The 1011-nt window shown below is 47.8% G+C and carries 1 protein-coding gene; it reads right to left on the reverse strand.

The genetic code is table 11. From position 1 onward, the window contains the following. Window positions 1–837, reverse strand: an 837-nt coding sequence (locus B7X71_RS17815) for a GMC family oxidoreductase (RefSeq protein ID WP_293601720.1), incomplete at its 3' end; no start/stop codon positions are given. Window positions 838–1011 lie beyond the last annotated feature (174 nt).

Consider the following 1011-nt stretch of genomic DNA (forward strand, 5'->3'; position numbering starts at 1 on the left):
GCGCTCTAAAATTTGCACACTTCCAATAGCGCCGGCACTCAGAATCACCTCACCTTGCTTGCCAGCATCGGCAGATTGGCAATGCGCCTCAAGAGTTTGGCCGTCTTTGAGATATTGCACCCCAAAACAATTTTTGCTCACCGGATCAATCAAGAGCTTATTGACTATGGCCTCGGTAATCACCGTGAGATTGGGTCGTTTAGCTGCATCGCGCAAGAATGCTTTAGCAGTGTTTAAGCGCCAGCCCTTACGTTGACTGACATCAAAATACCCCACTCCAAAGTTATCACCTTGATTGAAATCCTCTGATGCCGGAATGCCTGCTTCAATAGCAGCTTGCTTAAAGATATCCATAATCGGCCAACGTAAACGTTGCCGTGATACCGTCCACTCGCCGCCCTTGCCGTGCCATTGATTACCCTTACCGTGGTAATCCTCAAAGGACTTATACCGTCGCAAAGCCTTTTCCCAAGACCATGCTTCATCCCCGGTTTCTTGAACCCAACGAGCATAGTCACCCTCTTGGCCGCGCATATAAATCATGCCGTTAATCGAGGAGCAGCCGCCCAGAACTTTGCCGCGGGGATAAATCAATGAGCGACCGTTTAAGCCTTTTTCTGCAGCAGTCTTAAAACGCCAATCGGCACGGGGGTTATCGATGCAATACAAGTAACCCACCGGAATATGAATCCAAATATAGTTGTCATGCGAGCCGGCTTCAATCAACAGTACCCGCTTGGCAGGATTCTCAGTCAAGCGCTTAGCCAGCATGCAGCCTGCACTGCCTGCGCCAATGATGATGAAGTCGTATGGATTAAGCATAGAGGCTTGGTTCATAGCGCTACTGTTAAGAATGCAATCGAATATCCATTATTCACCATGCTAAGCAATCAGGTATTGCCTGTTACTTTTGTTGATTCGCCAAGCAAGTCGGGTTGAACTAATATCTTATCAATATAAGCGCTGCTAGCTAAAGAGGGAAATTATGAGCATTGCCCTAACAGCCGAAGA

Source organism: Polynucleobacter sp. 39-46-10 (assembly GCF_002282275.1).